General features: G+C 62.8%; 23 protein-coding genes. 9 read left to right on the top strand and 14 right to left on the bottom strand.

Going from position 1 to position 25,622, the window contains the following annotated elements; all coding sequences use genetic code 11:
* Positions 1-3: 3 nt before the first annotated feature.
* Positions 4-438 carry a cupin domain-containing protein gene (locus JQ641_RS17745; protein ID WP_192740066.1) on the bottom strand — a complete coding sequence of 145 codons (435 nt, stop codon included), beginning with the start codon at positions 436-438 and terminating at the stop codon, positions 4-6.
* A gap of 312 nt (positions 439-750) precedes the next feature.
* Positions 751-1,404 carry a glutathione S-transferase family protein gene (locus JQ641_RS17740; protein ID WP_192740067.1) on the bottom strand — a complete coding sequence of 218 codons (654 nt, stop codon included), beginning with the start codon at positions 1,402-1,404 and terminating at the stop codon, positions 751-753.
* 187 nt (positions 1,405-1,591) lie between these two features.
* On the opposite strand from JQ641_RS17740, the gene JQ641_RS17735 reads away from it, so the two are divergent.
* A complete protein-coding gene (locus JQ641_RS17735) occupies positions 1,592-2,815 on the top strand; it encodes a polyhydroxyalkanoate depolymerase (RefSeq protein ID WP_211997399.1) in 1,224 nt (407 codons plus the stop codon).
* A gap of 207 nt (positions 2,816-3,022) precedes the next feature.
* Here the strand turns inward: JQ641_RS17735 and JQ641_RS17730 are convergent, their stop codons facing one another.
* Positions 3,023-3,973 carry a helix-turn-helix domain-containing protein gene (locus tag JQ641_RS17730; protein WP_211997270.1) on the bottom strand — a complete coding sequence of 317 codons (951 nt, stop codon included), beginning with the start codon at positions 3,971-3,973 and terminating at the stop codon, positions 3,023-3,025.
* A 473-nt stretch (positions 3,974-4,446) separates the two neighbouring features.
* Between JQ641_RS17730 and JQ641_RS17725 the strand changes: the two genes are divergently transcribed.
* Positions 4,447-6,027, top strand: a complete 1,581-nt coding sequence (locus JQ641_RS17725; protein ID WP_211997269.1) for a L,D-transpeptidase — start codon at positions 4,447-4,449, stop codon at positions 6,025-6,027.
* Positions 6,028-6,254: 227 nt separating this feature from the next.
* On the opposite strand, the gene JQ641_RS17720 is transcribed toward JQ641_RS17725, so the two are convergent.
* Both JQ641_RS17720 and JQ641_RS17715 read right to left on the bottom strand, forming a co-directional pair.
* A complete protein-coding gene (locus JQ641_RS17720; RefSeq protein ID WP_211997268.1) occupies positions 6,255-6,413 on the bottom strand; it encodes a hypothetical protein in 159 nt (52 codons plus the stop codon).
* Positions 6,414-6,664: 251 nt separating this feature from the next.
* Positions 6,665-7,042, bottom strand: coding sequence for a nuclear transport factor 2 family protein (locus JQ641_RS17715; protein WP_211997267.1), 378 nt, complete (start codon positions 7,040-7,042; stop codon positions 6,665-6,667).
* A 165-nt stretch (positions 7,043-7,207) separates the two neighbouring features.
* Here JQ641_RS17715 and JQ641_RS17710 point away from each other — a divergent pair, with 165 nt between their 5' ends.
* Positions 7,208-8,500 (top strand): M20/M25/M40 family metallo-hydrolase, encoded by a 1,293-nt coding sequence (locus JQ641_RS17710; RefSeq protein WP_211997266.1) that lies wholly within the window; start codon positions 7,208-7,210, stop codon positions 8,498-8,500.
* Between the two features lie 214 nt (positions 8,501-8,714).
* Here the strand turns inward: JQ641_RS17710 and JQ641_RS17705 are convergent, their stop codons facing one another.
* A complete protein-coding gene (locus tag JQ641_RS17705) occupies positions 8,715-9,347 on the bottom strand; it encodes a cupin domain-containing protein (RefSeq protein ID WP_249150522.1) in 633 nt (210 codons plus the stop codon).
* A gap of 401 nt (positions 9,348-9,748) precedes the next feature.
* Between JQ641_RS17705 and JQ641_RS17700 the strand changes: the two genes are divergently transcribed.
* The gene (locus JQ641_RS17700; RefSeq protein WP_211997265.1) at positions 9,749-10,540 is read left to right on the top strand and encodes a substrate-binding domain-containing protein; all 792 of its coding nucleotides are present in this window, start codon (positions 9,749-9,751) and stop codon (positions 10,538-10,540) included.
* A 123-nt stretch (positions 10,541-10,663) separates the two neighbouring features.
* Here JQ641_RS17700 and JQ641_RS17695 read toward each other — a convergent pair whose 3' ends face one another.
* The 3 genes from JQ641_RS17695 to JQ641_RS17685 all read right to left on the bottom strand — a co-directional run bounded on the left by JQ641_RS17695 (position 10,664) and on the right by JQ641_RS17685 (position 14,798).
* Positions 10,664-12,403 (bottom strand): bifunctional protein-serine/threonine kinase/phosphatase, encoded by a 1,740-nt coding sequence (locus JQ641_RS17695; RefSeq protein ID WP_211997264.1) that lies wholly within the window; start codon positions 12,401-12,403, stop codon positions 10,664-10,666.
* A 59-nt stretch (positions 12,404-12,462) separates the two neighbouring features.
* Positions 12,463-13,314 (bottom strand): formate/nitrite transporter family protein, encoded by an 852-nt coding sequence (locus JQ641_RS17690; RefSeq protein ID WP_211997263.1) that lies wholly within the window; start codon positions 13,312-13,314, stop codon positions 12,463-12,465.
* 686 nt (positions 13,315-14,000) lie between these two features.
* Positions 14,001-14,798, bottom strand: coding sequence for a transporter substrate-binding domain-containing protein (locus JQ641_RS17685; protein WP_211997262.1), 798 nt, complete (start codon positions 14,796-14,798; stop codon positions 14,001-14,003).
* Positions 14,799-14,956: 158 nt separating this feature from the next.
* Here JQ641_RS17685 and JQ641_RS17680 point away from each other — a divergent pair, with 158 nt between their 5' ends.
* Together JQ641_RS17680 and JQ641_RS17675 are read left to right on the top strand one after the other, a co-directional pair.
* On the top strand, positions 14,957-15,712 hold the full coding sequence (locus JQ641_RS17680; protein WP_211997261.1) for a bestrophin-like domain: 756 nt from the start codon (positions 14,957-14,959) through the stop codon (positions 15,710-15,712).
* A gap of 74 nt (positions 15,713-15,786) precedes the next feature.
* A complete protein-coding gene (locus JQ641_RS17675; RefSeq protein WP_211997260.1) occupies positions 15,787-17,403 on the top strand; it encodes a GMC family oxidoreductase in 1,617 nt (538 codons plus the stop codon).
* A gap of 19 nt (positions 17,404-17,422) precedes the next feature.
* On the opposite strand, the gene JQ641_RS17670 is transcribed toward JQ641_RS17675, so the two are convergent.
* Positions 17,423-18,601 (bottom strand): MFS transporter, encoded by a 1,179-nt coding sequence (locus JQ641_RS17670; protein ID WP_211997259.1) that lies wholly within the window; start codon positions 18,599-18,601, stop codon positions 17,423-17,425.
* Between the two features lie 127 nt (positions 18,602-18,728).
* Between JQ641_RS17670 and JQ641_RS17665 the strand changes: the two genes are divergently transcribed.
* From JQ641_RS17665 to JQ641_RS17655, 3 genes are all read left to right on the top strand, one after another.
* Entirely contained in the window at positions 18,729-19,529 is an 801-nt protein-coding gene (locus JQ641_RS17665) for an AraC family transcriptional regulator (protein WP_249150521.1), read from the top strand.
* Positions 19,530-19,645: 116 nt separating this feature from the next.
* Positions 19,646-20,998 (top strand): malonyl-CoA decarboxylase, encoded by a 1,353-nt coding sequence (locus JQ641_RS17660; protein ID WP_211997257.1) that lies wholly within the window; start codon positions 19,646-19,648, stop codon positions 20,996-20,998.
* A 46-nt stretch (positions 20,999-21,044) separates the two neighbouring features.
* A complete protein-coding gene (locus JQ641_RS17655) occupies positions 21,045-22,229 on the top strand; it encodes a DUF418 domain-containing protein (protein WP_211997256.1) in 1,185 nt (394 codons plus the stop codon).
* 9 nt (positions 22,230-22,238) lie between these two features.
* Here the strand turns inward: JQ641_RS17655 and serA are convergent, their stop codons facing one another.
* The 4 genes from serA to JQ641_RS17635 all read right to left on the bottom strand — a co-directional run bounded on the left by serA (position 22,239) and on the right by JQ641_RS17635 (position 25,607).
* Positions 22,239-23,498 carry a phosphoglycerate dehydrogenase gene (serA, locus tag JQ641_RS17650; RefSeq protein ID WP_211997255.1) on the bottom strand — a complete coding sequence of 420 codons (1,260 nt, stop codon included), beginning with the start codon at positions 23,496-23,498 and terminating at the stop codon, positions 22,239-22,241.
* 58 nt (positions 23,499-23,556) lie between these two features.
* Positions 23,557-24,726, bottom strand: coding sequence for a mandelate racemase/muconate lactonizing enzyme family protein (locus JQ641_RS17645; protein ID WP_211997254.1), 1,170 nt, complete (start codon positions 24,724-24,726; stop codon positions 23,557-23,559).
* A gap of 150 nt (positions 24,727-24,876) precedes the next feature.
* Positions 24,877-25,134, bottom strand: a complete 258-nt coding sequence (locus JQ641_RS17640) for a DUF3297 family protein (RefSeq protein ID WP_192740083.1) — start codon at positions 25,132-25,134, stop codon at positions 24,877-24,879.
* Entirely contained in the window at positions 25,131-25,607 is a 477-nt protein-coding gene (locus JQ641_RS17635) for a glutathione peroxidase (protein WP_211997253.1), read from the bottom strand. The genes JQ641_RS17640 and JQ641_RS17635 overlap by 4 nt, the downstream gene beginning before the upstream one ends.
* Positions 25,608-25,622 lie beyond the last annotated feature (15 nt).

Genomic DNA, 25,622 nt, shown 5'->3' with positions numbered 1-25,622 from the left:
CGGTCACTTCCAGGGTGTCGGCGGCGGCACGTGCTCCACCGCCGGGTCCACATCGACGGTCTTGAAGTCGGCCGGGCTGACGATCTCCAGGTATTCCATGTCTTCCGAGTAGTCGTAGAGGTAGTGCGTGATGCCCGGCCGCTGATGCACGACGTCGCCGGCCTGCACCAGCGTCGACTTGTCCTCGTACATGAAGCGCGCCCAGCCCTTGGTCATGATCACGATCTGGAATTCGCAGAGGTGCTTGTGCCAGCCGGTGCCTTCCTCGGGCGGCAGATCGGGATTGGCCTTGACCAGATGGCAGATCACCTGGCCGCCGGTGGCGTCGGCGATGCCGAGGTCGCGGTAAAGGAAGAAGTCGCGCAGCCCCCCGCCCTTGAACTCGGTATCGCCTGGTTTGACGTGGGAGAATTTGCTGACGATTGCAGTCTGATTCATTGAAGCCTCCACGGTTCTCGTTCGCGAGATCGCGATCACGCAAGGCGTCCAAATTTTCGGCAGCGTCGCATCGTCGCGTTCACGGCTGCATGCTGCTATGCGAAATCCGCGCCAGTCGCGTTGCACTGCGGCGATCACACCAGTGACCGGCCGAAGCGCTTGACGGGAGACTGGAATCCGCGCCGGGCGATTTCCGCTGCAGCGTTGCTGCATCGCGGATGTCAGCGGCGCTAGAGCTCGATGGCACCGGCTTTGAGCAAACCCTGCCCGAAGCTTGAGCCCGTCAAACGGGCAGCGCCTGGCGCGCGCTGCCTAATATTCCACCTCGAGCTCCTCGATGTCGGCGGGCTCGGCCTTGGCGGCTTCGATCCACTCGACCATCTCGGGCATCGCCATGATGGTTTTTGCGTAGGCTGCAAGCTTCGGGTCGAGCTTCACGTCATAGGTCATGAAGCGGGTCACGACCGGCGCATACATCGCGTCCGCCATGGTGCGCTCGCCGAACAGGAACGGCCCGCCGGACTGGGCCAGGCACTCGCGCCAAATGGTGCAGACCCGGTCGATATCGGACTGCGCGCGCGACCAGATCTTGAAGTTCGGGAAATGGCCCTTGAGATTGACCGGCAGTGAGGCCCGCAGCGTGGTGAAGCCGGAATGGATTTCACCGCAGATCGAGCGGCAATGCGCCCGCCGCACCCGGTCCGCCGGCAGCAGGCCGGCGTCCGGCATCACCTCGTTGAGGTATTCGGCGATCGCCAGCGTATCCCAGACGGTGGCGCCCTCGTGCCGCAGGCACGGCACCAGGATCGACGATGACAGCAGCAGGATCTCGGCCCGTGCCGACGCGTCGTCAGGTGCGGTCACGACCTCTTCGAAGGGAAGACCTGAGAATTTCGCGAGCAGCCAGCCGCGCAGCGACCAGGACGAATAGTTCTTGCTGCTGATGGTCAGTGTCGTATTCGCCATAGGGCCTTCCCTCACGCCTGAACGTCTATCGCAAGGCTGAGCCGGCCGCACCAGCGCGCCGCCGATAGCTTACGCCGGTCACTTGCGCCGGTCACGTTCCGCAGCAAGCCACGTGCCAGTTTTTCGGGCGGTTCGCTCCGCTTTGGCTTCGATATTGCATGGCATCATCGGGCAAGGGCGGATGCGTATGATGTCATTGATGTACCAAGCTTATCAGAACCATATGGACCTCACGGCGCCGTGGCGGACCGGGGCCGGAGCGGCGCTCAGATATCTCAACCTCGTGCCGCAAGGCGTGTCCGACAAGGCGTTCGGGCGGCTGGCCGCGGCGCTCGAACTGATCTCGCGCACCTCGCTGACCTACACCCGACCGGCCTACGGCATCGACAAGGTGATGGTCGGCAATCAGGACTTGGCGGTGACCGAGGAAGTTGCCTTTGCCACGCCGTTCGGATCGCTGCTGCGCTTCAAGAAGGAGCACGCGCCGGAGCAACCCAAACTGCTTTTGGTGGCGCCGATGTCCGGCCATTTCGCGACGCTGCTGCGCGGCACCGTGAAGACCTTGCTGCAGGACCACGACGTCTACATCACCGACTGGCATAACCCGCGCGAGATCCCGCTCCATGCCGGCCGCTTCGGGCTCGAGGATTATACCGACCACCTCATCACCTTCCTCGACAAGATGGGCCCGCGCTCGCACATGGTGGCGATCTGCCAACCCTCGGTCTCGGCGCTGGCGGCGGCGGCCGTGATGTCGGAGCAAAACCACCCGGCACGGCCTGCCACGCTGACGCTGATGGCGGGGCCGATCGACACCCGCATCCAGCCAACCAAGGTCAATGATTTCGCCAAGAGCAAACCGATCAAGTGGTTCGAGGAGAATTTGATCAATTACGTACCCGTTCAATGCAAGGGCGCATTCCGCCAGGTCTATCCCGGCTTCGTGCAGCTCACGGCGTTCGTCTCGATGAATCTCGAACGCCACATCAAGCAGCACATCGATCTGGCCCAGCATCTGGCCAAGGGCGAGAAGGAGAAGGCGGAAGTCATCAAGACCTTCTACGACGAATATTTCGCCGTGATGGACCTGCCGGCGGAATTTTACATCGAGACCGTGCGCGACGTGTTTCAGGAGCATCTGCTGCCGCTGGGCAAGCTGATGCATCGTGGCAAGCCGGTGAACCCGGCCGCGATCAAGCGCATGGGCCTGATGACGGTCGAAGGCGAAAAGGACGACATCTGCTCGATCGGCCAGACGCTGGCCGCCCAGGACCTCTGCACCGGCGTGCGCGCCTATCGTCGCGTGCATCACATGCAGGCCGGCGTCGGCCATTACGGCGTGTTCTCCGGAAAACGCTGGAACAACGAGATCTATCCGCTGCTGCGGGATTTCGTTCATGTGAATTCGTGAGGCGGCAGGTTTTCGTTTCGCGTCGTTGTGAGTGCGGCCCGTGCTCTACGCACCACTGTCATCCCGCGCAGGCGGGGATCCAGTACGCCGCGGCTTATCGGCTTGATCTCTAACGCCTCTGGGATACTGGATCGTCCGCCTTCGCGGACGATGACACTGAATGCGCGTCGGCAATTTCGCGGCGTGATGCGCCCGAAGTTCTCAAAATCATCCGTCTTTGAGATCGGAGAGCGCGGGGCTTTCCGCCGCACCCTGTGCTTCGCGGCGCCACACCGCCGGGCTGACGCCGGCCAGGGCCGAAAATACCCGCGTAAAGTGGCTTTGATTGGCGAACCCGGCTGATATTGCGACCTCCGCAAGCGACAAGCCACGGACGGTCATCAACTGCTTGGCGGCGTCAACGCGTTGGCGAAGGAGCCACTGGTGTGGCGGCAGGCCGACGGACGCCCGAAACGCTCGAGAAAAATGGCTGACTGACAGGCCCAATTCAGCGGCGATCTCCTGCAGCGTGAGTTTGCCACTGAGATCAGACTGGAGCCTTTCGCAGGCACGCTTCGTCTGCCACGGAGCAAGGCCGCGATACACGGGTTCGGCGTTGCGAAGCCCGCCATACGCCCGGGCAATGTGCGCTGTGAGCGCCAGCATCATGTGATCGACGAAAAGCTGGTTCGCTTCGGATGGCCTGCGCAATCCCTGCAGGAGCGCTGCGCCGATGTGATGCACAGCATCGTCGTCAAAGCCGGTACCGAACTGACAGTCGAGCTGGCCGACGCGCCGCGCGCCGAACCGCTCCGCGACGCCGTCGAGCGCCAACGCCGGAACATAGAAATGAACAGAGTGGAACGGCTTTTCGATCACAAAGCGCGGATCGCACTTCATGTCGTACAGATATGTCGTGCCTGCCCTGATATTGGGCTTGGCCACGCACTTGCCATGCTCCCAGTATTCGCAGTCGGGATAATCGCGAAGTTTCAAGCTAACGAGATAGGCATCCTCGGGTGCGATGCCGCCGCAAAGGCCCGGCGTGGGATTGTCATCGCGCGTTTCGGTGGCTGTGACCTCGACACCGCGCGTAGACCGCGTGATCAGCGATGACGGTGTATCCTGAAGGTGCAGCAGGTCCCTGAACGCCTGACCGTGAAAACCGCTCTGTGTCATATGCGTCTACCCATGGGTAACGCGGCCGGCGGATCAGCATTTTTGCTGCGCCGTCCCGCATTATCGTAGATCAGCGAGGGGCCGTCCAGCGCGGCCGATACCGGACCGTTTACGCTGCGATTTCAAGGTATCATGGATTCCACGGTCGCCTTCGAGCGAATTTCGGAACTTGGACTCCGTGACGGGATGCTTATCCACCTCAGGACCGGACGTGGTCAGGCCGAGTTTCCGGCGAGAGACTGTCGGGTGATCCGCCCGTCCGGGTTGTTTTGTCGCACCGATGTATCCGGATCGTTACAATCCGGCCCGCGGGCCGCTCTTTCTCCTGCGCAGGCTGTCGTATAAAAGTGAATCGCCCCCGGAACGGGCCGCATTCGCGGCGTGGGTGGTGGTAGCGATTGGTTGATCCAAAATTCATGAATCTGACATCTGATCGACGCACGCGCGGACAGACATTTGAACCGGGGCAAGGAATGGTAATTCGATTTACGACGGCGCGACCCTCCGTGGCGATGCGGCGTCGGGGTGTTCCTGCCCGGGGTGTTCCTGCCATTGTGACATTCGCGGCGGTGGCCGCACTGACGGCCTTGACGGGACTGGCCGCCGACGCCGCGCCGAAACAGGCGCGCCCGAAGCCCGCTACCGAGGCGATGGCGCCGCGCGATGCCGGCGAGCCGCTGATGGCGATCGTGTCGATCAAGAGCCAGCAGGTCACTTTCTACGACGCCGACGGCTGGATCCTGCGCGCGCCGGTGTCGACCGGCACCAAGGGACGCGAGACGCCCGCCGGCGTGTTCGCCATCCTGGAGAAGAACAGGGAACACCGCTCGAACATGTATGACGATGCCGAGATGCCGAACATGCAGCGCATCACCTGGAACGGCATCGCGCTTCATGGCGGGCCGCTGCCCGGCTATGCGGCCTCGCACGGCTGCGTGCGGATGCCGTTCGGGTTTGCCGACAAGACGTTCGACAAGACGCGGATCGGGATGCGGGTGATCATCTCACCCAACGACGCCGAGCCAGTGGAACTCTCCCATCCGGCGCTGTTCTCGCCGAACCGCGAAGCCATCGCAGCCGCGCCGGCCAGGGCCGAAGCGCTGCCCCGCGAGGCGGCAGAGGCTGCCAAGGCGGCCGACGAGGCGAAGAAAGCCATCGCGACGACGACGCGCGAGACCGCGTCGCTGACGGCGTCGCTGCGCAAGCTGCAGGGACTGAAGGCCCGCGCCGACGGCGAGCTTGCCTCCGCCGAGAAGGCGGTCGCCGCCGCCAGGACGGACGAGGCCAAGGCGAAGGCCGAGGATCTCAGGCAAAAGGCCGCCGCCAAGGCCGCGGACGTCGGGACCCAGTTCGAATCCGCCAAGGCCGACGCAAAATCGAAGCTCGACGGCGCCGCCGCGGCCAAGGAAGCCGCCAAGGCGGCCCAGACCAGGAAGGCCGACACCGCCAAAGCGGCGAGCGAGGCCAAGCTCGCGCTCGAGCCGGTCTCGATCTACATCAGCCGCGCGACGCAAAAGCTGTACGTGCGCCGCCCGACGCATAAGCCGGCACCCGACGGCGGCGGCATTGTGTTCGATGCGACGATCGAGGTTCCGGTTACGATCCGCAATTCCGACAGGCCGATCGGCACGCACGTGTTCACGGCGGTGGCGCAAAACGATTCCGGCCTGCGCTGGACCGCGGTCACCATCGATGACGCCGACAACGCCAAGGCCGCGCTTGACCGCATCACCATCCCGCAGGAAGTGCTCGATCGCATCGCGCCGACCGCCGTGCCGCGATCCTCGATCGTCATTTCGGACGAGCCGCTGAGCGCAGAGACCAACTATCGTACCGAGTTCGTCGCGGTGCTGAGCACTCAGCCGCAGGGCGGCTTCATCACGCGCAAGCCGACGCCCCCGATCGATGTCTACGCGGCGAACGACACCGTCCAGAGCGACGGCTTCAACCCGTTTTTCCAGCGCAGTTGGGAACCCCAGCCTCCCCAACCCGCCAATACCCGCCGGCGCGGCGGCGGCCAGCAGTACTGGCAACCGGGCACGAACTGGTGGTAGGGCAAGGCACGCTGGGCGCAGGGGCTCAGGTCATTCGCGCCGATTTGATCAGCCTCTCGATGTCCGATTAGCGGCGCGGCTCAATCCGCCCCGCGAGCGCCTCGGTCTCAGCAAGTAGCCTTACGACGCGCCAACGGGATCACGTCATCGCCGCGAAAACCCGGATGTCGCGGATCGGGCGCGCATTTGCACGACCCGTCGGCTCATCCGGGATACGCTAGCTGAATTCAGTCGGCGTCCGTAATTCTTCCCTTGCCGGCACAGGCCTCGCACTTCGCCGGATAGATCTTGCGAGTTGCCAGCACGGGCTGCTTCACCGCAGGGAATCCCGTTCCATTGCAGGCAGCGCAAATGTGCTCTTTGATCTTTTGCATCATGGCGTTCATTTGAACCCCTTCCACGCCGCCATGTTTGGCAGCCCTCATACAGTATGTAGGGCAATGAGACGCGGCCAGCGATTTTCGTCCGTGTGATTGCGGAGACCCCAAACACGCGCATGGGGGCGCACAGGTGTGAGCGCCTCAGCAAGTAACCCGTACAAGCGAAGTGCCATACGGGATTACGTCACAGCGAAAACCCTGAAATCGTGGAGCCTGTCATCGGGCGGGCATTCGCGCGACGCGTTGGCTCAGCCGCGCTAGACTCGCTCAACAAGATGCGTACGCGAGGCTGCAGGGTCAAAACGATCGGCGAAATATTGCGTTTCGTGGGCCACCAATCCTTCGCGGAACTCCATGATGCTCACGGCGTAAGACGGTATGCCGTCATAGGTAAGTACGAATTCAGTGATCCAGAGATCGCTGCTGCCGATCATTCGCCGCACCGCAAAATGTTTCTTGTTCGGCTGGACGGTCCGGCTCTCTTGAATATTGTGCCGGCCGCGAATCCGCTCGCCCGATTGCGGATAATCAAGCACCGCATCCTCGCGGTAGATTTCATGTTCGGCCTCGAAATCGCTCGCGTCCGAAGCATCCCAATGGCGCTCCAGCCTCGCCCGCACGGTTCGATCATCCATCGCAATCTCCTACCTGTGCTTCCGGCTATTATTTTCCGAAACCATCGCATTCATTTAGCTGTAGACTCCAGAACGCCTCGCTCGAATGCTTGAAACAAGGACCGTAGGGTGGGTAGAGCCACGCTACGAACAATCAGTATGGTCAGATCATTCGAAAGGCTCGCCATGTCGCGTCCCGCCCGGTTCCCTCTGCGTTTCCCACTGGCCTGTATCGCCGCCTGCACCCTGGCCCTGTCGCCCCTGCCCGCACCGGCCGCGCCGGTGGCCAGCATCCACGAGCTGGCGCAGCAGGAAAAGGCCCCGCTGCTCGACACGCTGCGTGACCTCGTCAACATCGAGTCCGGCAGCAAGGATGCCGAGGGCCTGGCGCAGCTGGCGGCGTTGATCGCCGAGCGCCTGACCAGGCTCGGCGGCAAGGTCGCGATCATCGAGCCCACCGACGTCTACCGGATGGACGACACGCCGCCGAAGCCGGGTTCCATGGTCCATGCGGAGTTCAAGGGGACGGGAACCAGGAAGATCATGCTGATCGCCCACATGGACACCGTCTATCTGAAAGGCATGCTGAAGGACCAACCCTTCCGCATCGACGGCGACCGCGCCTATGGCCTCGCCGTCGGCGACGACAAGCAGGGCATCGCACTGATCCTGCACGCGGTGGCGATGCTGCAAAAATTGAAGTTTACGGATTACGGCATGCTGACCGTGCTGATCAACGGCGACGAGGAGATCAGCTCACCAGGCTCGCGCAGCACCATCACCCGCATGGCGGGCGAGCAGGACGCGGTGTTCTCCTATGAGGGCGGCGGAATGGACGGCAATTTGCGCCTGGCCACCAGCGGCATCGGCGCGGCGTACCTGACGGTGGACGGCAAGGCCTCGCACGCCGGCGCGGCGCCGGAAAAGGGCGTCAACGCGCTGTACGAGCTGTCACACCAGATGCTGCAATTGAGCGACCTGTCGCGGCGCGAACAGGGCCTGTCCCTGAACTGGACCGTCTCGCAGTCCGGCACCAACCGCAACGTGATCCCGGCGCAGGCTACCGCGCAAGGCGACGCACGGGCGCTGAAGGTGTCTGACTTCGCCGAGCTGGAGGCCACGCTGCAGCAACGCATCAAGACCCAGCGGATCCCCGACGCCAAGGTGCAGCTGAAGTTCGAGATGCGCCGCCCGCCGCTGGAAGCAACCCCCGCCTCGCGCCGCCTGGCCGCCCACGGCACCGCCATCTACGAGGAACTCGGGCTGCCCTTGAAGGTAATCGACGTCGCCTCAGGCGGCGGCACCGACGCCGCGTTTGCCGCGCTGAAGACCAAGGCCCCCGTCATCGAGGGCTTTGGGCTCAGCGGCTTTGGCGCCCACTCCAACGACGCCGAATACGTCAAGCTGGAGACCATCGTGCCGCGGCTTTACCTGTCGGCGCGCATGATCATGGATGTGTCGCAGGACAAGGTGAAATAATGCGGTGCAGCGGTGGTTGCGCCGCTGGAACCTGCCTCGTGTCACGAGTTCCAAAAATTAAAAGGCCGCTGAGTGATGTCAGCGGCCTCGTTAAAATTTTTAAGTATGAAATCCTGCCTGGCAGTTTGATACCGCAGAACCGTTCTATTGTGGATTCCGGGCAAATACGGTGTCCCGATCTGCGAAGGCAGTCGCGTCGTTAGCAGCGCAAGTCCTAGGCGCGCTTGCCGCCGATCGAGATGAAGGCCATCAGACAGGGCTCCGATAGCGGGTTGCGCCAGCGATGCCTTGTGCCGTTCTGCACGATGCAATCGCCCTGGCGCAGATGGACCTTCTGGCCGTCATCCAGCTCAAGCGTCATCTCGCCGCGAACCACGACGCCGTAGTCGATGGTATCGGACGTATGCATGCCCGGCGCGCTGCGGTCGAAAACGTCACCCATGCCGGGGAGCTTGTCGGACAATTCCTTCAGCCCGCTTTCGAACGTGACGCCGGCCGGCGGCTTGTAGCCCTCGGGCCGCCTCGGCGGATACGAGATCAGGCGGAACATCGTGCCGCCCGGGCCGGGAAAACCTATTGTGCCCTTGAGCATCGGGTCCGGCTCGAGGCCGGTGAGCTGCGGCACACCTTCGGTCATGTAGAGCTCGTAGAATGTCAGCCCCGGATTGCTATCGATCTCCACGACCTTGGACGTAACGTCAAAGGACTTGAACACCGACTTGCCGGCCGCATCGCGGCCGGTCAGCGCCCGCTTGGGAGGCGGCAGTTCGCTCGAGTCTTTCGCTTCGGCGGGTTGCGACATCACAGCCAGCGCGCCGCTGCCGGCGATCGCGGAAAGGGCTTGCAACAGCTGGCGCCGATCCCCGCCTGCAAACTCTTCGGACGGGGACGTCCTCTCGCTTGCGGATTTGTCCTTGTTTCGTGTCCACCAGCGCCACGAGGGCCTGCCCATCTGCATCCTCCGCCTGTTTTGGTTTTCGTTGTCGTCAGGACTATTTGTGCCGAAGCAGGCAAGCCCGTGGAACTAGACCTTAGGCGTAACGTGCAACCAGTGAGGGTGTGCTGTTTGGGCCCTCCGGCGTCATTGCGAGCCCAGCGAAGCAATCCATGGCTCGGCAAGACGAAGCATGGATTGCTTCGCTTCGCTCGCAATGACGGGACGGCCATTTGAGGTAGCCGCTTCGCTCTTTGCGCGCTAACATCCCTGGCAAGGACGTCCGCTCAAGAAGCGCCCCGGGAGGAATAACCATGCGGCTGAATTCAGCTAACTTCCGCGCACTCGCACTCGGCTTCGTTGCCGCATTCGCGTTTTCAGGCGCCGCCTCCGCCGCCGAGGTTCGCGTCATGATCTCCGGCGGATTGGCGGCCGCCTATAAGGCACTGGTCCCTGAATTCGAGCGCGCCACCGGCCACAAGGTGCTGACCGCCTACGGTCCGTCGATGGGCACGACGGCGAATGCTATTCCGGTGCGGCTGGAGCGCGGCGAGGCCGCAGACGTCCTGATCATGGTCGGCTATGCGATCGACGATCTCGCCAAGCAGGGCAAGGTGATTGCGGAAAGCAAGATCGACCTTGTCAAATCGCCGATCGGGGTTGCGGTGAAGGCAGGCGCGCCGAAGCCGGACATCAGCAACGCGGACGCGGTCAAGCGCGTGCTGCTGGCCGCCAAGACCATCGCCTATTCCGACAGCGCCAGCGGCGTCTATGTCTCGACCGAGATGTTCGACAAGCTCGGCATCAGGGACGCCATGAAGGACAAGGCGCGAAAAATTCCGGCGACCCCGGTCGGCGAAATCGTCGCGCACGGCAACGCCGAGATCGGCTTCCAGCAGATCAGCGAGCTGCGGCCGGTCGAAGGTATCGAGATCGTCGGTCCCCTGCCCGACGAATTACAGAAGATCACGGTGTTCTCCGCCGCGATTGCCAGCGTCTCCAAAGAGCCCGACGCCGCCAAGGCGCTGATCCAATTCCTCGCCTCGCCCGCGGCGCGGCCGGAGATCGTCAAGAGCGGAATGGACCCGATTGTGGTGGGGAATTAGCCTCTAGCTCCGTCATGCCCGGCCTTGTGCCGGGCATCCACGTCTTTGCTGCCTAATAGGAAGAAAGACGTGGATGGCCGGGACAAGCCCGGCCATGACGGAACTTGAGTCACGCAGTCCGCATCACCGATGCATCCCGTGCTGCATCGCCAGCAGTACGATCACCGCCAGCGCCAGCACGATGGTCGTGCTCTTCCAGAACAGCAGCGGGTTGCGCTCGATCAGCGGTGTTGACGAGGTGCCGAGATAATTGGCGTTGGGATGACGCAAATCGTGCAGGAATTCCGACAGGCTGTCGTATCGCTTGTAAGGGTTCGGATGCACCGCGCGCTCTAGCGTGCCGTCGACCCATACCGGCACTTCGCGGTCGCGATGCGAGGCCGGGCTGTAGACCAGCCTGTTGAACTGCGAACGGGTTCGGGCTTTCGCCGCTGCGGCGCCATAGGGCAGCTTTCCCGTCAGCATGTGATAGGTGATGACCCCGAGCGAGAACAGGTCGGAGCGCGACGAGACCGGCTCGCCCAGAAAGTATTCCGGCGCGGTGTATTGCGCGGTGCCGAGAATATCGTTGCGGTTGCCGGATGGAGCGGCCTCGATGACGCCGGTGATCTTGGTCGAGCCGAAATCGATGATCTTCACCGTTCCGGTCCTGTCGATCATGATGTTGTCGGGCCGCAGGTCCTGATGCAGCATCTCCTTGCGGTGAAAGGCGCGCAGGCCCTTGGCGATCTGCTCGACGATGCCGCGCACCGTCTCCAGCGTCGGCCGGGGATTGTCGATCATCCATTGCGTCAGCGTCTGGCCGTCGATGTACTCGGTCGCGACATAGAGGAAGTTGCGCTTGCGTGACGGCAAACACGGCTTCAGCACGTGCGGGCTGTCGATCCGCCGCGCCACCCATTCTTCCATCATGAACCGCTTGAGATATTCCGGGTCGTCGCGCAGGTCGATCGAGGGGATCTTGAGGGTGACGACGTCCTCGCTCTCGATGTCGACGGCCAGATAAATGTGGCTGCGGCTAGAGCCGTGCAATTCCCTGACGATCCGGTAGCCGTCGAAAACCTGCCGCGCTTCCAATAGCGGCGGCAGCGGCAGTTCTCTCGGCTGCCCGAACACTTCGCTGGCGGCGCTTTCGGGCAGCTCGTCGACGCGAACGATCTGGATGGTGAGATTGTCCTTGCTGCCGAGTTCAAAGGCGAGTTCGGCGACGGCTTTTGCCGCCTGGTCGAGATCCGCGGCGTTATCCCGAACCGTTCTGGCGATATGGCGGTCGCTGACATGTTCGTAGACGCCGTCGGTCACCAGCACGAAGGTGTCGCCCTTCTCGACCCGGGACATCAGGTAGTCGATTTCGATCTGCGGATTCACCCCGAGCGCGCGGCCGAGATAGGACTGTTCCGACGAAATGATGACGCGATGGTCGTTGGTCAGCTGCTCCAGCGAGTTGCCAGACAGGCGATAGATCCTGGAATCGCCGACGTGAAACAGATGCGCCGTGGTCGACTTGAGGACGATGGCGCTCAACGTGCAGACGTAGCCGCGGTCCCGGTCGTAGGAATACTGGCTTCTTCGCGTTTGCGAATGCAGCCAGGAATTGGTCGCTTCCAGCACGCGCTGGGCAGAGGTTCGCACCGACCAGGATTCCGAGGTGCAGTAATAGTCGGTCAAAAAGCCCTTGACGGCGGATTCAGCGGCGATGCGGCTGACATTGCTGCTCGAGATGCCGTCCGCCAGCACGACGGCGATGCCCTTGAGGCTCAATAGCGGCTCGGCCGGAATCAGGACGCCGTGAAAATCCTGATTGGTCTCCTTGCGACCTTTGTCAGAATATTGCCCGACCGATATTTTCAGTTCACGTGGCATCTGTCCCGTCAAAGGAAAATGGGGGTCTCAACCCCTGAGAGTTGAGACCCATTGCGTGTCTAAGACGCGCGTGAACGCGCTGATGGGGCCTGCTCGGTCAACCCCACCGCGCGCTTCGGCGCGGTCTTGACGTGGGTGGTGTAGAGCGTCAGGCCGGTGAACGCGAGACCGCCGACGAGATTTCCGACCACGGTCGGGATCTCGTTCCAGACCAGGTAGTCAATGATCGTGAACTTGCCGCCGAGCAGCAGGCCGGCGGGAAACAGGAACATGTTCACGATCGAATGTTCGAAGGTCATGGCGAAGAACAGCATGATCGGCATCCACATCGCGATCACCTTGCCGCTGACCGAGGTCGAGATCATCGCGCCGACGACGCCGGCCGATACCATCCAGTTGCAGAGCATGCCGCGAACAAACAGCGTCAGCATGCCGTTGATGCCGTGAGCCGCGTAGCCCACGGTGCGGCCCTCGCCGATATGGCCGAGCGCGACGCCGACCTTGTCGGGAGGCGTGGAGAATCCGAAGGTGCAGACGATCGCCGCCATCACCGCGACGGTGAAAGCGCCGCCGAAATTGCCGATGAACACCAGACCCCAGTTGCGCAGCACGCCGCCGAGCGTCACGCCCGGACGCTTGTCGATCAGCGCCAGCGGACACAGCACGAACACGCCGGTCAAGAGGTCGAAGCCGAACAGATAGAGCATGCAGAAGCCGACCGGAAACAGGATCGCCCCGATGATCGGCTGGCCGGTTTGGACGCCCATCGTGACGGCGAACCACGCCGCCAGCGTCAGGATGGCGCCGGCCATATAGGCGCGAATCACGGTGTCGCGCGTCGACATGAAGATCTTGGATTCTCCGGCATCGACCATCTTGGTCACGAATTCCGAAGGCACGAGATAGGCCATTGCAGTTCCCCCTGTTTCGCAAAAATCTAGTCAGCGCCGGCAGCCATGTGGCCCGCGCCGATGTGAGGTGTGGCGAGCCGTCCTCGCGCGCGCATGCCGCAACCGGCCGCAGAAGCAAACGCTTCTGCTGGGCGCCGCGGGTCACACGCTCACGCTTGATTGGAGACAGAGATGTTTGTGGAGTGGTCCCGATGACTGCTCCAGGCACCTCATGGAGGTCGCCTGATCCCTGCGCCTTGGCCAACACTGGCTTCGGCAATCCGTAGGACGGCAGTCGTCATTGACTGAGAAGCATTTAAGCAATCGATGTGCCAACAGGGCGCAGGCGCGGAAGTGGCAAAAGCCCCGTGATTCTACAGGATTAATCGCCCCGGATCGCACCCAGGCGCATCGATCTCATGCCTTGTATTTGTGCAGTTGCACAGATGTAGCGCAGGCATGGAAAACGGACGCAACAAGTGTCAGCGCCGGGCTCGCTTCACCTCTCCCGCGCTTGCGGGGGTCGAGACGAGCGAAGCTCGCTCTTAGGTCGGATCGCATCGTGAGATGCGATCCGGGTGGGGGAAGCTCTCTCCACACGAACAGTCTGTCTCGCGGAGACACCCCCACCCCAACCCTCCCCCGCAAGCGCGGGAGAGGGAGCGCAGCGTGCTTGTGGAAGCAGCGCGGGCTAACGCACCATTAGCTCACTTCGTCTGAGTCCGGATCGGCGAGTCCTTCAGGCCGTTATTGTCATAGGCCTTGCGCAGCGTGCCGTTCGAGATCGACTCGGTCAGGAACTTGACCGCAAACGCGTGCGACAACGGATGATTGAGCGGCACCGCGACCGCGGTCACCGTCTGCTTGAAGGTTTCGTCGAGCACGCGCGTGCCCGGAATCTTCTTGGCCATGGCGTTGAGCGTTTCGCGCGACAATGCGAAGGCATCGATCTCGCCCTTCGCAAGCAGGCCGGCGATTTCGTCAAAGGTCTGATAGCCGGTGACCTTGGCATTCTTCAAATGCGCAATCGCGCCGCGCATGGTCGTGGTGTTGTTGACGGCGGCGATCTTGACGCCGGGTTGATCGAGGGACGCAAAATTGGTCACCGTCGAGCCAGGCTTGACGATGTAGGTGGCGTCCGCGACCTCATAGATCGGCCCGAACGACATCTTGCCTTCGCGCTCCGGATCCTTCGGCAGGAAGGTGACGTCCCAGGTGCCCTTGGATGCGGCGTCAACGATCTGGCCGGAATTCTGGTGCACGACATATTCGACGGGAACGCCGAGCTGTGCCGCCATCGCCTTGCCGAGATCGACCGGGACGCCGGCATAGCCGGATTCGGTTTTGGTCGACCAGAACGCGCCGCCCGCCGGGCTGATCGCAATTGCCACCCGCAGCTTGCCGGTCGGCGCGATTTCATCTTTCAGGGCATCGGCATTTGCCGGCATCGCTATCATCATGGCTCCAAGGACGAGGCCGGCAAGTCGCGGCAATTGATGGGGCATCGGTTTCCTCCACGCCGGGTCTCGCGCCCGGTCAGTTCTGGAGGCCTACTTTTAGCGCAGGGACGATGGCGGGTACAGCTATCCGCCATGCATATGCGGATTGGCGAAGCGCAGAAAATGAAATACCCCTGCCCGGCGACCACACAGGTGACGATGCCATGAGTTCGACGACCGCGTTCCTGGCCTCCTTCGTATCGATCCTGATCGGTACGGCCATCGGCATGATTCTGAAAAGGTCCTTGCTGGCGGACCGGCTCGACGGCGGATCCAGGGAAACCATCCGCCTCGGTGCGGGATTTCTCGCGACGCTGGCCGCCCTCGTGATCGGCCTGATGATCGCATCCGCCAAGAACACCTTTGATGCCCAGAGCAGCAATATACGCCAGCTCGGCACCAACGCCGTTCTGGTCGATCAGCTGCTCGCCAAATACGGCCCGGAAGCAAAGGCCGCGCGGACCCTGCTGCGGGAAATCATCCCGTCGGCGGCGCTGCGGATCTGGCAGCAGAGCATCGGCGAAGACGGCGGATCGACGCTCGCGATCGGCAGGAATGCCGAGCGATTTTACAACGCGGTCGAGGGCCTGAAGCCGGCTAATGCCGAGCAAACCTCGCTGAAATCCCGCATCATCGAGATCACCACCGACATGGGCCGGACCCGGCTGCTGGTTTTCACGCAAAGCGACAATGCGATACCGGTGCCGTTCTTCATCGTGCTGACGTTCTGGCTGGTGGTGATCTTCGCCAGCTTCAGCCTGTTCGCCGATCCTGGCCCGATCGTCATCGCGGCCATTCTGGTGTTCGCGCTCTCGGTGTCGAGCGCGCTGTTCCTGATCGTCGATCTCAGCCAGCCCTTTAGCGGCCTGATGCAGATCTCGAACCACCACCTGCACGCGGTGCTGCCCAAGGTCGAGTAGCGCGAAGGCCTATCCAGACCATCCGCCGGGCACTATCCTCCGCGGAAGAAGCAGATCGGGAGCGAAATACCTTGATGCGTAAATCCGGTTTTGATGCGGAATTCGATGTCGTCGTGGTGGGCGGCGGCTCCGCCGGCTGCGTGTTGTCGGCGCGGCTGACGGAAAATCCAAAAGTGTCGCTTTGCGTCATCGAGGCCGGCGGACGCGATCGCAATCCCTGGATTCACATTCCGATGGGGTTCGGCAAACTGGTGCCGAATCCGAAGATGAACTGGGGCTATGAGACCGAACCAGAACCGGGTCTGGGCGGCCGAACCGTGATCTGGCCGCGCGGCAAGGTTCTGGGCGGCTCCGGCTCCATCAACGGCCTCGTCTTCCTGCGCGGCGCGCCCAGCGACTATGACGAATGGCAACGCCTTGGCGCGCGTGGCTGGAGCTACAAGGACGTGCTGCCCTATTTCAAGCGAATGGAGCACAGCGTTGATGGCGCCAACGAATGGCGCGGCACCGGCGGTCCGATAACGGTGTCGAACATCAAACGCCCTTCGACGGCGGCGAAGGCCTTCGTCGAGGCCTGCGAGCGCCTGCAATATCAGCGCAACCCCGATTTCAACGGCGAGCGCATTGACGGCGTCGGCTTCGCCCCGCTCAACGTCCACAATGGCTGGCGCCGCTCGACGGCGGTCGGATATCTCAAGCCGAACCTTGCCCGCAAAAACCTCGAACTGATGACGAAGACCCGCGTCCGCCGCATCCTGTTCGACGGACGCCGCGCCATCGGCGTGGAGGTCGAACGCGACGGCCAGATCCAGCGCATCGGCGCGCGGCGCGAGCTCATCGTCTCAAGCGGCGCGATCAACTCTCCGGTGCTGTTGCTCGCCTCCGGCATTGGCCCGGCCGCAGAACTGGCAAAGCTCGGCATCGACGTGAAAAGCGATCTGCCCGGCGTCGGCAAGAACCTGCCGGACCATTATCAGTCGAACTTCACATTCAAGACCAATGCGACGGATACCTTGAACGAAGCCGTGATGAACCCGGCCAAGTCGGTCAAACTCGCGCTCGAATGGCTGCTCAGGGGATCCGGACAACTCTCGGTCGGCGCGACCGAAGCGACGCTGTTTGCGAAATCAGACCCCTCCGAACCGGTGCCTGACATCCAGTATCAGTGCCTCAATTTTTCGACTGACGGGTTCAAGAACGGCCTGCATCGCTGGCCGGGCTTTACCTTCATCTTCAGCGTCTGCCGGCCGAAGAGCCGCGGTGAAATCACGCTGCGCGACGCGGAGGGCCGCACGCCGCCGCGCATCCGCGCCAACTATATGACCGACCCTGACGATATGCGGATCATGCTGGCGGGCTTTCGCATCGCCCGGCAAATCGTCGCGACCGAGCCTTTCCGATCGCTGGTGGTCGAACAGATCAGGCCCGGTCCGGAAGTTACAAACGACGAACAGGCCGCCGACTACTTACGGAACGTCGGCTCGACCGTCTATCATCCCTGCGGCACCTGCCGGATGGGCGAGGATGACGGCGCCGTCGTCGATAGCCAGCTCCGCGTTCGCGGCATCGACGGCCTGCGGGTCGTCGACGCGTCCGTCATGCCGGCGATGCCCTCGCCGAACATTCACCCGGCGACGATCATGGTCGCCGAGAAGAGCTCCGATATCATCGGCAAGGCGCTGGCTAACTGATAGCCAAACTCAGAGGCCATTAATTCGTCCGCGCCGCCGGCACCTTGATTTCCTGCGGCAGGATGATGGCGGCGACGATCACCAGCAGGCACAGCGCGCCAAACGCCTGCAGCATGGTGACAAAGCCGCCCTTCTCGTACAGCCACGCCACCAGCCCGACGGAAGCGCCCGCCGCCGTGAAGCCGATGAAGTAGCGCACGGAGTAAGCGCGCGAGCGCCATTCATCGGTGGTGTACTTGCCGACCATGGCGTCATTGACCGTGACCTGGCCGAACGCGCCCATCACGATGCCGATGGAGGCGATGATCAACGGCAGGTTCGACAGCGTCGCCGCGAAATACAGGAACGGCGCCAGCAGGAACGACAGCGGCAGCATCACGGTCTTGAGCGAGTAGTGATCGATCAGCTTGCCGATGGTGTATTGCGTCATCGCGCCGAACACATAGACGCCGGCTGCGATGACGCCGAGCAGCGCCGGGCTCGCGGTCAAGTCGGCCAGCCGCTCCGCGAACAGCTTGGGCAGCGCCACGGTGACGGCGTTGAAGGTGGTCGAGATCGCGATCACGACGATCAGCAGCGCCAGGATCACCCGCCACATGTCCTCTTTGGCGATGCGCGCCTGCGCCGCCGCCTGCCTGGAGCCGGTTCGATCCTCGTGCACGACCAGCATGGCGAAGGCCACGCCGATCAGCATGGTGACGACCCCCGGCACGATGAAGGCCCAGCGCCAGCCGAGATATTGCCCGATCACGCCGGTGACCAGCGCCGACGACGCCACGCCGAGATTGCCCCAGACCCCGTTCAGGCCCATCTCGCGGCCGAGCTTGTCGGCATAGGATACGATCATGGCGGTGCCGACGGGGTGATAGATCGAGGCGAACAGGCCGATCGAGAGCAGCACCGCGCCGAGCTCCAGCGGGGTCCGCACGAAGCCGACCGCGATCATCGAGGCGCCGATGCCGGCAAAGAAGATCACCATCATGTGGCGGCGGCTCCAGCGGTCGCCGAGCCAGCCGGTGATCAGCGAGCCTGCGCCGAAGGCGACGAAGCCCGGGGTGGCGTAAGGCAATAGCTCCGAATAGGCCATGCCGAATGCCGGCCCCATGATGATGACGGCCGCGGCGAAGATCAGCATCGCATAATGGTCGATGAAATGGGCGGCGTTGACGAAGCTGATCACCCGGCTGGGGCTGTTCATGGTCTGGTCCAGTCCTTGGCGCTCGTTGGGCGTTTCTTGGCGGGCGGGTCCCGGTCAGAGGCCTGGGCCCGAATCCCGCAACTTTCCAAAATAGGTTATAGGGAGTTGTCCTGACGGGATGTCGCCAATGAATATCGCCGAAAAGCCAATCGCCGCCATTATCGGGCGCCGCATCTCGACCGGCGACGGCATCCATATGATCGCCAACACCTACAAAAAGGGCTTCCGGATCGACACCCACATGCACCGCGAGGCGCAGCTGGTTTACGCCGCCCGGGGCACCATGCAGGTCACCACCCCGAAAGGGCGCTGGCTGGTGCCGCCCGACCGCGCGGTCTGGGTGCCGGCACGGCTGGCGCATGCCATCGACGTGCTCGCCGACATCGAAATGCGTACCCTGTATTTCGACCTCGACTGGCTGGCCCGCGAGGAGCGCAGCGAGAGCCTCAGGTCAGAATTCGTGGTGCGGGTGTCGCCGCTGTTGCATCAGGCAATTCTGGCGCTGTTCGACGAGCACACCACGGCCGAGCGCACCGGCCTTTTGGTCAAACTCGCAATGCTGGAGCTACACCAGGCGGAAGACTCCGCGACCTTCATCCCGCTGCCGCACGAGCCGCGCTGCCGGCGCGCCGCCGACATCGTGCTGTCGGATCCGACCGGCTCCCATGAGATCGAAACGCTGGCGCGCGAGGTCGGCACCTCGGCGCGGACGCTGTCGCGGCTGTTTTCGGCCGAGACGCAACTCAGCTTCAAGAGCTGGTGCCAGCGCGCCCGCGTCGCGGCCGCGATCGAAAAACTCTCCACCGACGCCAACGTCTCGGTCAAGCAGCTGGCTTCCGACCTCGGCTATGCCAGCGTACCGGCGTTTTCGCACGCCTTCCGGCAGGTCACCGGCAAGACGCCGACCGAATTTGCGGAAAAGGCCTGAATTATACCTTCGTCGAAGCCTGACATATTTCCGTACGATCCATGCGCTTGAATAAGATCGGCCGCGCCCTAGATTCGATGTAAGGTTCGGCATCACCTCCGGAATCGACCTAGCCCATGGCCAACGCCTTCTTCTCCGACCTGCTTTCGACGATTTCCGAACGCGGCCGCACGCTGCTACGGCGCGGCGGATCTTCGGACACCAAGGAAGACGCCTCCGAACTGCTTGAACTGTGCGAGGCGCTGCTGTCGGGCCGCGGCGAGGCTACCGGCACCGCGATGGCCCGCGAGGTGCTCGATCGCTACCATGACCTCGACACAGCCGGCCGGCTTTCGTTCTTTGCCGCCCTCGCCCGCGACTACGGTCCCGACCGCGAACGGCTTTCGCGCGCGATCGAGAGCTGGCGCGCGCAGCCGAGCGACGCCGACGCCAGCGATCTTCATTTTGCTTCCGAGCCACGGCGCCAGGAACTGGTGCGCCGGCTCAACCGCGCGCCGGGCGGCACCAGCGACCTGGTGGCGATGCGCGCCGATCTGCTTTCGCTCATGAAGGGCAACAAGGATCTGGCAGCGCTGGACCGCGACGTGGTGCATCTGCTGTCTTCTTGGTTCAACAGGGGATTTCTCGTGCTGCGCAGGATTGACTGGTCGACGCCAGCGAACATTCTGGAACAGATCATCCGTTATGAAGCAGTGCATGAAATCCACGACTGGAACGATCTGCGCCGTCGCATCGACCCGATCGACCGCCGCTGCTACGCGTTCTTCCATCCGCAACTGACCGACGAGCCGCTGATCTTCGTCGAGGTCGCGCTGACCGAAACGATCCCGACCGCGATAGCGCCACTGCTCGCCGCCGAACGCCAACCGGTGGCGATCGACCGTGCCCGTACCGCCGTGTTCTATTCGATCTCGAACACCCAGAAGGGACTTGGCGGCATCTCGTTCGGCAGCTTCCTGATCAAGCAGGTGGTCGAGGAACTGCGGCGCGAACTGCCGAAGCTAGACACCTTCGTGACGCTGTCGCCCGTGCCGGGCTTCATGCAATGGCTGAAGGAGGCCGACGACGTTCCCTTGTCCGACGACGAACGCACGCTGCTGGAAAAGCTCAACCAGCCCGGCTGGTTCGAGAACGCAGAGACCACCACGCAACTACGCGCGGTGCTCGAGCCGCTGGCGGCGCATTATTTCCTCAAAGCCCGCACGTCAAAAGGCCGGCTGATCGATTCGGTGGCGCGCTTCCATATCGGCAACGGCGCGCGGCTGGAGCGGATCGACTGGCTCGGCGATCTCTCGCCGAAGGGCGTTCGCGAATCCGCCGGCATCATGGTCAATTACCTCTACCGGCTCGACGACATCGAGAAGAACCACGAAGCCTACGCCAACCAGGGCGAGATCGCCGCCTCCAGCGCGGTGAAGAAACTGCTGAAGACCGAAGGCCGACGGCTGCTGGACATGCGGCTGTCGTAGGGCGGAGCGCCTCCCGTACGCCGGCTTCCACTGGACTTCATCGTGCATGGCTTCCGGCGTCATACCTTCCAGCGATCAAGCCATCACGGAATCGCCGCCGAAGCCGATCGATTCTGCACGGCGCATCGACGCCATCGACGCGTTGCGGGGCATTGCCCTGTTCGGCGTTCTCACCATCAACCTGGTGATGGGATTTCGCGTTTCCATCTTCGAACAATTCCTGGTCGCCAAAACCAGTGCACCGCCGATCGACCGCGCCGTCGAAACGATCCTGATGCTCGGCATCGACCTGAAGGCGTTCGCGCTGTTCTCGCTGCTGTTCGGGGCTGGACTTGCCATTCAGTTCGATCGGCTTGCGGCAAGCCCGCGACGCGCGCAGCTTCTGGTGCGCCGGCTGGGGGTGCTGCTGGCGATCGGCCTCGTGCATCTGTGTCTGATCTGGCACGGCGACATCCTCACCGAATATGCACTGGCCGGATTGATCGTGCTGCCGTTGCTGTGGGGTCCGCGCTGGCTGCTGGCGTGCGGCGCACTGGCGTTCCTGGCGATGTATCTGTTGATGCAGGCCTATCCGCCGCCTGGGCTGTTCCCCGACATTTCGACAATAGCGCGCGCGGCCGCCGTTGAACACCGCATCTATGCCACGGGCGGATATGCCGACGTGCTGGCGTTGCGGCTGCGCGAAATGCCGCTCATCTTTCCCCTGCACGTCTTTATCTTCCCGCGCACCATCGGCCTGTTCCTGCTCGGCGCATATGCCTGGCGCACCGGGGTCCTTCGAACCCCGCATCAAGGCCTGATGTTCTCGATCGCTGCCGCCGGCATCGTCCTCGGCGCAACCTTGACCATCCTCAACCATGTCAAGGGCATCATGTTCAGCGATCCCTCCGGCACCATCCTGCTGGCGCTGGGTTATGGCGCGGCCATTATCGGCATCGCCAATCTCGCAAGCGGCAAGACGTTGCTCGGCTGGGCCGCACCGCTGGGGCGGATGGCCTTCACCAACTATTTGATGCAATCCCTGATCTTCAGTTCGATATTCTACGGCTACGGCCTCGGACTGTTCGGCCGCCTCGGCGCCGCAAGCGCGCTCGCCATCGGCATAGCCGTCTATGTCGGGCAGGTCTTTTTCAGCGCGTGGTGGCTTGGCCGTTACCGCTATGGCCCGGTCGAATGGCTGTGGCGCACGCTGATGTATGGCGCGGCGCAGCCGATGCGGCAGACGGCATAGCGCCCGGCTTCAGATCTTGTACTCATAGAGCAAGCGGGCGCGGATGGTGCCTTCCAGAGCCCGGATGTCCGCAAGCACGCGCTGGCCGTCGGCGGCGGAGGCATCGGCGTCGAGCACGACATAGCCGACGTCGTGATCGGTCTCGTAATATTGCGCGGCGATGTTGACCGAGTGGCGCGCCAGCACTTCATTCAAGCGGCCCAGCATGCCCGGCAGATTGCGCTGCACCTGGATGAACCGCGTACCCGACGGCCGCGGCGGCAGCTGGACCTGCGGGAAATTGACGGCGCCCATGGTGGAGCCGGAATCGCTGTAATCGACCAGCTTGCGCGCCACCTCGGCGCCGATGCGCTCCTGCGCCTCCTCGGTCGAACCGCCGATGTGCGGCGTCAGGATGACATTTTCCAGCCCCTGCAGCGGCGATACGAAGCGATCCGCGTTCGAGCGCGGCTCGACCGGGAAAACGTCCACCGCAGCGCCACGGAGCCTGCCTTCACGCAGCGCGTCGGCGAGCGCCTCCAAATCAACGACGGTGCCGCGGCTGTTGTTGATGAAATACGCACCCGCCTTGATCGCCGCAATCTCCTCGCGCCCGATCATCCCGGCCGTAGCAGCCGTTTCCGGCACATGCAACGACACGACGTCGCTCTGCGCCAATAGCTCATGCAAGCTCGCGACCGGCTCGGTGTTGCCGTGGCGAAGCCGGTCGGTGTGATCGTAGAAGATCACCTTCATGCCCAGCGCTTCGGCGAGATTGGAGAGCTGCGAGCCGATATTGCCGTAGCCTATGATGCCGAGCGTCTTGCCCCTCACCTCATAGCTGTCGTTGGCGGACTTGTCCCAGCGCCCCTGATGGGCGGCGTTGGAACGCGCCACGATCCGGCGCAGCAGGATGACGATCTCGCCGATCACCAGTTCGGCCACGCTTCGCGTGTTGGAAAACGGCGCGTTGAACACGGGAATCCCGACCCGGCGCGCGGCGTCGACATCCACCTGGTTGGTGCCGACGCTGAAGCAGCCGATCGCGATCAGCCGGTCCGCGGCCTCCAGAACATCCGGCGTGATCTGCGTGCGGGAGCGGATGCCGAGCAGGTGCACGCCCTTGATGGCTTCCTTGAGCGCATCGCCCTCCAGCGCTTTCGACAGGCGCGTCATGCTGGAATAACCGGCCGTCTCGATCAGCTGCACGGCGCTGTCGTTGACACCTTCGAGGAGCAAGACCCGGATCTTGTCCTTGGCGAGCGAGAGTTGGGGAAGTTTGCTGGTCAAGATCGCAGCGTCCTTTAGAGATAGATGATTGGTGGACTGACGGCTCGGAAAACCATTCTCACGCCGCCAGCGCCTTCATTTCCTTGTAGAGATCGGATTTGCCCTCAAAGCCGATGCCCGGCAAATCAGGCATGGTGATGTGGCCATTCTCGACGCGAACGCCATCCGGAAAACCGCCATAGGGCTGGAACAGGTCGGGATAGCTCTCATTGCCGCCGAGCCCGAGACCGGCGGCGATATTGAGCGACATCTGGTGGCCGCCATGCGGGATGCAGCGGCTGGCCGACCAGCCATGGGTCTTCAAGGCATCAAGCGTGCGCTGATACTCGCAGAGGCCGTAGGACAGCGCGCAATCAAATTGCAGCCAGTCGCGGTCCGGCCGCATGCCGCCGTAGCGGATCAAGTTCTTCGCATCCTGATGGCTGAAGAGATTTTCACCGGTCGCCATCGGCGCCGGATAGAATTCGGCGAGCGCTGCCTGCAGCGCGTAATCGAGGGGGTCGCCAGCTTCCTCGTACCAGAACAGCGGATACTCCAGCAGCATTTTTGCATACGCAATCGCGGTTTCCAGATCGAAGCGTCCATTCGCGTCCACCGCGAGCTGCGCCTGATTGCCGATTTCCTTCAGCACCGCTTCGATGCGCTCGCGGTCCTCAGCGATCGGCGCGCCGCCGATCTTCATCTTGACGACGTTGTAGCCGCGGTCGAGATAACCGCGCATTTCGCCGCGCAGCGCGGAGAGATCCTTGCCGGGATAGTAGTAACCACCGGCGGCATATACGAACACGCGCGGATTGGCGTTAAGGCCGTGGCGCTCGGCAAGCAGCCGGAACAACGGCTTGCCCGCGATCTTCGCCACCGCATCCCACACCGCCATGTCGATGGTGCCGACCGCGACCGAGCGCTCGCCATGGCCGCCGGGTTTTTCGTTGGACATCAATGTCGACCAGACCTTGTCCGGATCGAGATTTGCGCCTGATGCATCGAGCAGCGATTTCGGATCGGCCTCCTTGAGCCGCGGCGCAAAGCGCTCGCGGATCAGGCCGCCCTGCCCGTAGCGGCCGTTGGAATTGAAGCCATAGCCGACCACGCGGCTGCCATCGCGCACGACGTCGGTGACGACGGCGACGAGGCTCGTCGTCATTTTGGTGAAGTCGATATAGGCGTTACGGATCGGCGAGGAGATCGGCTTTGTGATTTCGCAGACATCGACGATGCGGACGGACATGGTGGTGGCTTTCGAAAGCAGAATTTAGGTCGAGGGTTTCAATCCCGTCATTGCGAGCAAAGCGAAGCAATCCATCTAGCCGCAGGGAAAGAAAGAATGGATTGCTTCGTCGCTTCGCTCCTCGCAATGACGAGGAGGCATCGTTCGGGGTTACGCCTTGTCCCGGAAATACGGCTCGACCGGGCCATGAACCTTGATCGTCAAGGGATTGCCGAAGCGGTCCTTGGCATTTCCCGCGGTGACGCGGATCCAGCCCTCGCTGATGCAGTATTCCTCGACGTTGGTCTTCTCGGCGCCCTTGAAGCGGATGCCGACGTCGCGCGACAGCAGTTCTTCGTTGTAGTAGGGGCTGCTCGGATTGGTCGACAGGCGGTCGGGGAACGCGTCGGTTTCGGTTTTCTCGTTCATAGCAGTGCCTCGATTTCTCTTCTCAGTGCTTCGGGTGTCACGGTCGGTGCATGGCGCCCCACCACCTTGCCCGAACGATCGATCACGAATTTGGTGAAATTCCATTTGATCGACGAGCCCAGCAGGCCCGATCGTTCGTTCTTCAGGTATTCATACAGCGGGTGCGCCTTGCTGCCGTTGACGTCGATCTTGGCGAACATCGGAAACGTCACGTGAAATCTGGTTTCGCAGAACGCCTCGATTTGTTTGGCGTCGCCCGGCTCCTGCGCGCCGAACTGGTTGCAGGGAAAACCGAGCACCGCAAAACCGCGCGGCGAAAGTTCGCGATGCATGGTTTCCAGGCCCTTGTATTGCGGCGTGAATCCGCAGGCGCTGGCGGTGTTGACGATCAGCAGCACCTGGCCCTCGAACCGCTTGAGCGGGACCTCTTCGCCGGCCAGCGACTGTGCCGTGAAATCATAAATAGCTGACATCGAATTCCTTCGGTC

Source organism: Bradyrhizobium sp. JYMT SZCCT0180 (assembly GCF_018130165.1).
Classification (GTDB): Bacteria; Pseudomonadota; Alphaproteobacteria; order Rhizobiales; family Xanthobacteraceae; genus Bradyrhizobium.
The sequence above is the reverse complement of the archived record's forward strand: the minus strand, read 5'-3'. Positions and strand labels throughout refer to the sequence as shown.

What these genes read in the sequence shown, in the direction of transcription:
- JQ641_RS17745 (WP_192740066.1), bottom strand. Translation starts at nt 438, where the DNA reads ATGAATCAGACTGCAATCGTCAGCAAATTCTCCCACGTCAAACCAGGC.
- JQ641_RS17740 (WP_192740067.1), bottom strand. Translation starts at nt 1,404, where the DNA reads ATGGCGAATACGACACTGACCATCAGCAGCAAGAACTATTCGTCCTGG.
- JQ641_RS17735 (WP_211997399.1), top strand. Translation starts at nt 1,592, where the DNA reads ATGATGTCATTGATGTACCAAGCTTATCAGAACCATATGGACCTCACG.
- JQ641_RS17730 (WP_211997270.1), bottom strand. Translation starts at nt 3,973, where the DNA reads ATGACACAGAGCGGTTTTCACGGTCAGGCGTTCAGGGACCTGCTGCAC.
- JQ641_RS17725 (WP_211997269.1), top strand. Translation starts at nt 4,447, where the DNA reads ATGGTAATTCGATTTACGACGGCGCGACCCTCCGTGGCGATGCGGCGT.
- JQ641_RS17720 (WP_211997268.1), bottom strand. Translation starts at nt 6,413, where the DNA reads ATGAACGCCATGATGCAAAAGATCAAAGAGCACATTTGCGCTGCCTGC.
- JQ641_RS17715 (WP_211997267.1), bottom strand. Translation starts at nt 7,042, where the DNA reads ATGGATGATCGAACCGTGCGGGCGAGGCTGGAGCGCCATTGGGATGCT.
- JQ641_RS17710 (WP_211997266.1), top strand. Translation starts at nt 7,208, where the DNA reads ATGTCGCGTCCCGCCCGGTTCCCTCTGCGTTTCCCACTGGCCTGTATC.
- JQ641_RS17700 (WP_211997265.1), top strand. Translation starts at nt 9,749, where the DNA reads ATGCGGCTGAATTCAGCTAACTTCCGCGCACTCGCACTCGGCTTCGTT.
- JQ641_RS17695 (WP_211997264.1), bottom strand. Translation starts at nt 12,403, where the DNA reads ATGCCACGTGAACTGAAAATATCGGTCGGGCAATATTCTGACAAAGGT.
- JQ641_RS17690 (WP_211997263.1), bottom strand. Translation starts at nt 13,314, where the DNA reads ATGGCCTATCTCGTGCCTTCGGAATTCGTGACCAAGATGGTCGATGCC.
- JQ641_RS17685 (WP_211997262.1), bottom strand. Translation starts at nt 14,798, where the DNA reads ATGCCCCATCAATTGCCGCGACTTGCCGGCCTCGTCCTTGGAGCCATG.
- JQ641_RS17680 (WP_211997261.1), top strand. Translation starts at nt 14,957, where the DNA reads ATGAGTTCGACGACCGCGTTCCTGGCCTCCTTCGTATCGATCCTGATC.
- JQ641_RS17675 (WP_211997260.1), top strand. Translation starts at nt 15,787, where the DNA reads ATGCGTAAATCCGGTTTTGATGCGGAATTCGATGTCGTCGTGGTGGGC.
- JQ641_RS17670 (WP_211997259.1), bottom strand. Translation starts at nt 18,601, where the DNA reads ATGAACAGCCCCAGCCGGGTGATCAGCTTCGTCAACGCCGCCCATTTC.
- JQ641_RS17665 (WP_249150521.1), top strand. Translation starts at nt 18,729, where the DNA reads ATGAATATCGCCGAAAAGCCAATCGCCGCCATTATCGGGCGCCGCATC.
- JQ641_RS17660 (WP_211997257.1), top strand. Translation starts at nt 19,646, where the DNA reads ATGGCCAACGCCTTCTTCTCCGACCTGCTTTCGACGATTTCCGAACGC.
- JQ641_RS17655 (WP_211997256.1), top strand. Translation starts at nt 21,045, where the DNA reads ATGGCTTCCGGCGTCATACCTTCCAGCGATCAAGCCATCACGGAATCG.
- JQ641_RS17645 (WP_211997254.1), bottom strand. Translation starts at nt 24,726, where the DNA reads ATGTCCGTCCGCATCGTCGATGTCTGCGAAATCACAAAGCCGATCTCC.
- JQ641_RS17640 (WP_192740083.1), bottom strand. Translation starts at nt 25,134, where the DNA reads ATGAACGAGAAAACCGAAACCGACGCGTTCCCCGACCGCCTGTCGACC.
- JQ641_RS17635 (WP_211997253.1), bottom strand. Translation starts at nt 25,607, where the DNA reads ATGTCAGCTATTTATGATTTCACGGCACAGTCGCTGGCCGGCGAAGAG.